Origin of the sequence: Modicisalibacter xianhensis (genome assembly GCF_900113605.1) — a bacterium.
GTDB classification, from domain to species: domain Bacteria; phylum Pseudomonadota; class Gammaproteobacteria; order Pseudomonadales; family Halomonadaceae; genus Modicisalibacter; species Modicisalibacter xianhensis.
On sequence record NZ_FOPY01000002.1, the window covers coordinates 344,210 to 350,489 of the forward strand.

General features: G+C 63.7%; 7 protein-coding genes. 1 reads left to right on the plus strand and 6 read right to left on the minus strand.

Annotated elements, in window-relative coordinates; translation table 11 throughout:
- Positions 1–7 precede the first annotated feature (7 nt).
- The 5 genes from benB to BM194_RS03490 all read right to left on the minus strand — a co-directional run bounded on the left by benB (position 8) and on the right by BM194_RS03490 (position 4,483).
- The gene (benB, locus tag BM194_RS03470; RefSeq protein WP_092843665.1) at positions 8–499 is read right to left on the minus strand and encodes a benzoate 1,2-dioxygenase small subunit; all 492 of its coding nucleotides are present in this window, start codon (positions 497–499) and stop codon (positions 8–10) included.
- A 14-nt stretch (positions 500–513) separates the two neighbouring features.
- Positions 514–1,884, minus strand: coding sequence for a Rieske 2Fe-2S domain-containing protein (locus BM194_RS03475; RefSeq protein WP_092843667.1), 1,371 nt, complete (start codon positions 1,882–1,884; stop codon positions 514–516).
- Between the two features lie 91 nt (positions 1,885–1,975).
- Positions 1,976–2,950, minus strand: coding sequence for a catechol 1,2-dioxygenase (gene catA / locus BM194_RS03480; protein ID WP_092843669.1), 975 nt, complete (start codon positions 2,948–2,950; stop codon positions 1,976–1,978).
- Between the two features lie 86 nt (positions 2,951–3,036).
- Entirely contained in the window at positions 3,037–3,327 is a 291-nt protein-coding gene (catC, locus tag BM194_RS03485) for a muconolactone Delta-isomerase (protein WP_092843671.1), read from the minus strand.
- 31 nt (positions 3,328–3,358) lie between these two features.
- Positions 3,359–4,483: a muconate/chloromuconate family cycloisomerase gene (locus BM194_RS03490; protein WP_092843673.1), complete on the minus strand. Its 1,125-nt coding sequence runs from the start codon at positions 4,481–4,483 to the stop codon at positions 3,359–3,361.
- A gap of 105 nt (positions 4,484–4,588) precedes the next feature.
- Here BM194_RS03490 and BM194_RS03495 point away from each other — a divergent pair, with 105 nt between their 5' ends.
- A complete protein-coding gene (locus BM194_RS03495; RefSeq protein ID WP_092843675.1) occupies positions 4,589–5,491 on the plus strand; it encodes a LysR family transcriptional regulator in 903 nt (300 codons plus the stop codon).
- A 9-nt stretch (positions 5,492–5,500) separates the two neighbouring features.
- Here BM194_RS03495 and BM194_RS03500 read toward each other — a convergent pair.
- Positions 5,501–6,280, minus strand: a 780-nt coding sequence (locus tag BM194_RS03500; RefSeq protein WP_143097564.1) for a serine hydroxymethyltransferase, incomplete at its 5' end; no start/stop codon positions are given.

Genomic DNA, 6,280 nt, shown 5'->3' on the forward strand with positions numbered 1-6,280 from the left:
TCGACGCTCAGATGTGGTAGACGTCGATGACCTGGTGGATGTAATCGTTGTTGAGGATCACCGTCTTGCGCTCGATCAGCGGGGTGTCCCCGGACACGTCCAGGGTGTAGAAGGACGTGCCGAAATAGGCATTGGTCTGCTGGTAGCGATGGCTCAGGGTGTGCCAGTTGAAACGCAGCTCCACCTTGTCCCCGTCCTGGCTCAGCACCTCCAGATTGGAGATCTGGTGCGTGGTGCGCGGCTCGGGAATGCTGGTCGCCCCGGAGCGCTCGGTCTTGATGCGGTAGACGCGATCTTCCAACCCTTCGCGGTTGGGGTAGTAGATCAGCGAGATCTCGGACTGGGGGTCCTGGGTCAATCGATCGTCGTCGTCCCAGGCCGGCATCCAGAACACCACGTTCTTGCTGTAGCACTCGAGCCAGGCGTCCCATTCGCGGTCGTCGAGCAGACGCGCTTCCCGATGGACGAAGGCCTGGATATCCAGAAAGTTCATGCTCATGGCGCTACCCTCCTTCAGGAAGCCGACGTGGTGGGAATGAACTGGCTGCGTTCCTTGTCGATGGCACGCTGCATCTCCTCGACCCAGTGCTTGTGGTGCATCACGTACAGGCCTTCATCCTCGGGCGAGGCGCCACTGAGCAGCGGCTTCATGTCGATGGCGCGGGCATTGTCATCGGCACCCTCGATCCACTGCTGGGCTCCGCGCGAGAGGTCGTTCCACTCGGCATCTCCCGCCAGGTAACCGTTCTGGCAGGCGCGGAATTCTTCCAGGTCGTCGGGCGTGCCCATGCCGCTGACGTTGAAGAAGTCCTCGTACTGACGGATGCGCAGCGCACGGCTCTCGGCGGACTCGCCCTTGGGCGCGAAGCAGTAGATGGTGACTTCGCTCTTGTCCACGGCCAGCGGGCGGATGACACGGATCTGTGTGGAGAACTGATCCATCAGGTAGACGTTGGGATACAGGCAGAGATTGCGTGTCTGGTTGACGATGGAATCGGCCCGTGCCTCGCCGAATTCCTGCTCCAGCCAGTCCTTCTGCGAGTAGACCGGGCGCACCTCGGGGTTGAGCAGGCGCGTCCACAGCATCATGTGGCCGTTCTCGTAAGAGTAGAAACCGCCCAGGCTCTTCGACCAGCCATTGGCATCCACCGCCTTGGTGCCGCCGGCGTCGTAGTTGCGACGGTCCATGGTCGAGGAGTAGTTCCAGTGCACGCTACTGACGTGGTAACCGTCTGCCCCGTTCTCGGCGCCCAGCTTCCAGTTGCCACTGAACGTGTAGGTCGAGGTGCCACGCAAGATCTCGAGGCCTTCCGGGGCCTGGTCGACGATGTTGTCGATGATCTTGGTGGTCTCGCCCAGGTATTCGCTGAGCGGTTGCACGTCGTCGCTCAGGCTGCCGAACAGGAAACCACGGTAGTTCTCGAAGCGCGCGATCCGCTTGAGATCGTGCGAGCCGTCCTGCTTGAAGCCTTCCGGATAGGCACCGGTCTTCTCGTTCTTGGCCTTGAGCAGCTTGCCGTCGTTCTTGAACGACCAACCGTGAAACGGACAGGTGAAGGTGCCCTTGTTGCCACGTTTCTTGCGGCACAGCGTGGCACCGCGGTGGGCGCAGGCATTGAGCAGCGCGTGCAGCTCGCCCTGCTTGTCGCGGGTGATGATTACCGGCTGGCGCCCCATGGTCACGGTCATGTAGTCGCCCGGCTCGCTGATCTGGCTCTCATGGGCCAGGAACAACCAATTGCCTTCGAAGATGTGCTTCATCTCCAGCTCGAAGAAGGCCGGGTCGGTGAACATGCTGCGATGGCAGCGGAAGATGCCATTGGCGGGATCATCGACGACCGCGCCGCGAACCCGCTCCTCGAGACGATCAAGCTGAGTGGTCATGATCAGGTACCTCGGTAGTGTCTTGGTTGCCTTCGCCCGCCGGCGAGTCGCTGCTGCCGGCGGGCTCGGGTGTCGTCAGGACGGTGGACGCTCAGACTTCGGCAGTGCCGGCCAGTTGACTGGCCTGGTCCTGCTCGTCTTCCTTGGCGCGCGGGCGCTTGTGGCGAATCTGCAACTCGGGCGCATCGGTCTCGGCCAGCGCGACGTCGAACACCACCTCGGAAAACGGGCCGTCCAGCTCGCGCTTGGCGATCTCGGCCGAGTCCTCGATGCGATTCGCCGGAACCACCAGTTCTTCACGCGTCGCGAAGGCGAAATCGTCGAAGGTATAGGGGTCGCCAGCCAGGTTGATCTGGGTGGTCAGGTGGCGATATCCCGGCGCGGAGATGAAGTAGTGGATATGCGCCGGACGCTCGCCGTGACGCCCCAGCGACTTGAGCACCTGATCGGTCGGGGCGCCTTCCGGCACGCCGTAACCGGAGGGGATGATGCTGCGCGCGGTATAGCGACCTTCTGCGTCTGTATAGATAGTGCGACGCAGGTTGTATTCGCTCTGGGTCTTGTCGAAGAAGGAGTAGCCGCCCTTGGAATTGGCGTGCCAGATCTCGACCTTGGCCCCGGTGACCGGGTTGCCATTGACGTCACGTACCTGGCCGGTCAGCCACATGGTTTCGCCATCGGTGTCCTGGCCGTCGTCCATGCGCGCAAAGCCCTCGGCTTCGGGGGCGCCGGCCACGTAGAGCGGGCCCTCAATGGTGCGCGGCGTACCGCCATTGCGCTTGGCCTCGGCATCGATGGCGTCCTGGCGCATGTCCAGGTAGTGGTCGAAGCCCAGGCCCGGCGAAAGCAGACCGAACTGGGTCTGGCCGCCCAGGGAATTGAGCAGGCTGACGGCGGACCAGTACTCCTCGGGGGTGACGTCGAAGTCGTCGATCAGGCGATACAGGTCGGAGAGCAGGCGGTGCATGATCTGCTTGGCGCGCTCGTTGCCGCCGGCCTGGTCGAAGCCGCTGACGGTCTTCAGGAAGTCTTGCACTTCCGACGTCTCGAAGATCTTGACGGTCATGGTCGTTACCTCGCTTGTTATAGTCGTTTGGCGTTCATGAGTTGGCGTGGCTAGGGATTGCCTGGGGGCTGAGGCGCCTCTGTCGCTCAGCTATCCCCGTCGCGCACCGACGAAGGGTGGCGGCACAGCGGCTTGACGCGGATGTCCATGTAGGGGAACAGCGGCAGGCCACTGATGATTTCCTGAAGCTCGGCGTTGTCCTCGACATCGAAGACGCTGACGTTGGCGTAGCTGCCGGCGACGCGCCACAGGTGGCGCCACTTGCCCTGGCGCTGCAATTCCTGGGAATAGGCCTTCTCGGTCGCCTTGATGTCGGCGGCCTTCTCGGCCGGCATGTCGGGGGGCAGCTTGACGGTCATTTCGACGTGAAACAGCATGATCGGTCTCCCGTGTGATTGGCCTAGAGCCTCAACCGTCCTTGCGGCGGTAATGGCTCAGCTTGTCTTCATCGAGGGTGATGCCCAGCCCCGGCCCCTTGGGCAGCTCGACCCCGAACTCGTGATAGCGCAGCGGCTCGGCGACGATGTCGTCCTTGAGCAGCAGCGGGCCGAACATCTCGGTGCCCCAAGCCAGGGTGTCCAGGGTGGCCCAGGCATGTAGCGAGGCCGCCGTACCGAGCGTGCCCTCGAGCATGGTGCCGCCATAGAGGCCGATACCCGCCGCCTGGGCGACGTGCGCCAGCTCGAGCGCCCCGCACGGCCCGCCGGACTTGGCGATCTTCAGTGCATAGGCGCCGCTGAAGCCGCCTGCCGCCAGCGTGAAACCGTCGCGTGCATCCTGGACCGCCTCGTCGGCGAGCATGGGTACCTGAAAGCGCTGCGACAGGCGCACCAGGCCGGCGAATTCGCGGGCCGGAATGGCTTGTTCGATCAGCTCGATGCCGGCGTCCTGCAGGGCGGCGATGCCGCGTACCGCCGTGGCCTCGTCCCAGGCCTGGTTGACGTCGACACGCACACTGGCCCGCTCGCCCAGTGCAGCCTTGATGGCCGCCACGTGACGCACATCGTCCTCAACAGCGTTAGCGCCGATCTTGAGCTTGAAGTCACAGTGACGACGGTCATCGAGGCGCTGGAAGGCTTCGTCGATGTCCTTGCGGGTATCGCCGCTGGCCAGGGTCCACAGCACCGGCAGATGCTCGCGCTGCGCCCCACCGAGCAACTCGGCTACGGAGAGCCCCAGGCGCTTGCCCTGGGCGTCGAGCAGTGCGGTTTCCAGCGCCGATTTGGCAATGGCGTTACCGCGTGCATGTCGGTTCATGCGTGCGCGCAGGAAGTTGATGTTGGCCGACGGCTGCCCGATGAGCAGGGGCGCCAGGTAGGTATCGATGTTGCGCTTGATGCTTTCCGGGCTTTCCGGGCCATAGCTCAGTCCACCGATGGTGGTGCCCTCACCCAGCCCCTCGATGCCATCGGAGTGGCGCATGCGCACGATGACCAGCGTCTGGCAGGCCATGGTGGTCATCGACAGCTTGTGCGGCCGGATGGTCGGCAGGTCGACCAGATGGGTTTCGATGGTGTCGATCACGGCGGACATGCGTGGCTCCCGAATTGCATCCTGTGATGGATTGAGAGCAGTTTGATTGCGTGACACTAGCGAAACCAATATCGTTTGGGTGCCCTGCCATACCCAGGAGGTATCATGGAGTTGCGTCATCTGCGCTACTTCGTGGTCGTGGCCGACGAGCTGAACCTGACCCGCGCGGCGCATCGTCTGCACATGGCCCAGCCGCCTTTAACAAGGCAAATCAAACAGTTGGAAGAAGAGATAGGGGTTACGCTGTTCGAACGGAGCCGGCGAGGGCTGGCCCTGACCACGGCGGGCCAATTCTTCTATGAGCATACTCTGCAGGTACTGGAAAAACTCGATACGACAATCACGGCAACTCGGCGCATTGCGCGCAGTAACCTGTTGATGTTCGGGATAGGTTTCGTGCCTTCGCTGTTCTATGGCCAGCTACCGCTGCTGGTGCGCGGTTTGAGACAAAAGGATAATGTCGAGCTGTCGCTGGTCGAGCTGACCACGGTGCAGCAGATCCAGGCACTCAAGGCCGGGCGCATCGACATTGGCTTCGGTCGCCTGCAGATCGACGACCCCGACGTGGAACAGGAAATCCTGTTCGAGGAGCCGATTATCGCCGCGCTACCGGCCGGGCACCCCTTGGAGAATACCCAGCCGACCCTGGCCGAGTTGGCCAGGTATCCCTTGATCCTGTTCCCGGCATCGCCCAGGCCAAGCCTTGCCGACGTCACGCTGGGCCTGTTCCGTCGCCGTGGGCTCAAGGTCCACGTGGCCCAGGAAGCCAACGAACTGCAGACGGCACTCGGCCTGGTGGCCTCGGACCTGGGCATCACGCTGGTTCCCGAGCAGGTCGGCCGACTCAAGCGCGACAATATCGTCTACGTGCCGCTCGCCGAGAAGCACATCACTACGCCGATCATCTGCAGCCGGCGTCGCGGCGAGCCGCCCTCGCCGGTCATGCAGGAAGCCAACGCCATTCTAAAGGTGCTGGTAGACAACCGGCTCAGTGGGCGTTATCCCTGACCGTCTGGCTCAGGCCACGGACGTTGCGTTCTGGGCCGGCTCGCGGCTCTGCGCGTCGCCATAGACCGGATAACGCGCGCACAACGCGACCACCTTGTCGCGCACCTCGTCTTCCACCGCAGCGGTGTTGCCCTGCTCGGCGAGGACATCGAGGATGTCGCAGATCCAACCGGCCAGCTGTTCGCAATCGGCCACGGCGAAGCCCCGCGAGGTGACCGCCGGCGTGCCGATGCGCAGGCCCGAGGTGACGAACGGGCTCTGCGGGTCGTTGGGCACGGCATTCTTGTTGACGGTGATGTGCGCCCGGCCGAGTGCCGCATCGGCGTCCTTGCCGGTCACGCCCTGCTTGATCAGCGAGACCAGGAACAGGTGATCGTCGGTACCGCCGGAGACGACGTCGAAGCCGCGTTCGAGGAACACCTGTGCCATGGCGCGGGCATTGTCGATCACCTGGCGCTGGTAGTTGACGAAGTCCTGGCTCATGGCTTCCTTGAAGGCCACGGCCTTGGCCGCGATCACGTGCATCAGCGGGCCGCCCTGCTGGCCCGGGAACACGGCGCCATTGAGTTTCTTGACCAGCGCCTCATCGGCATTCGCCGACAGGATCAGGCCGCCGCGCGGGCCGCGCAGCGTCTTGTGCGTGGTAGTGGTCACCACGTGGGCGTGCGGCAGCGGACTGGGATAGAGTCCGGCGGCGACCAGGCCGGCGACATGCGCCATGTCGACCATCAGGTAGGCCCCGACCTCGTCGGCGATGGCACGGAAGCGGCGCCAGTCGATGACCCGCGA